The sequence below is a fragment of the Chryseobacterium sp. 14P4.3.2 genome (genome assembly GCF_057799275.1).
Genome location: NZ_JBYOKO010000082.1, coordinates 1 through 359, shown reverse-complemented (window position 1 = coordinate 359; position 359 = coordinate 1). Strand labels below are relative to the sequence as shown.

The following is a 359-nucleotide window of genomic DNA, read 5'->3' as shown; positions in this document are numbered from 1 at the left end:
TGTTTAGGGCATCATATTCATAAACATATCTTTTGAGATTGTTTTCAGAACTGTTATTCCAGTCAACTTCTGCGATATTTCCGTTGAACTTTCCAACTGCTGGGGAGTTTTCAGGATTGTTATATTTGATCTTATACCCAAAGAGTTTTCCGTTCAGAGCAGCAGGATCATTGATCTGGGTCATCCATCCGCGGATATTGTATTTATAGTCCATCTGCTGAAGCGGAGATGCGGCAGCAATTCCGCCCACTTTCTTAGATTCCAGCTGGGAAAGTTCATTGTATTTATTCTGGGTAAGATATTCAACAGGGTTGCTGTCTACCTGATGTTTGTGAACCAATAGCCTGTTTTGGCTGTCA

1 pseudogene is annotated in these 359 nt (G+C 40.9%); it reads right to left on the bottom strand.

The features are described from left to right. Positions 1-359, bottom strand: a pseudogene (locus AC27VX_RS23890) (RHS repeat-associated core domain-containing protein); the annotation flags it as partial.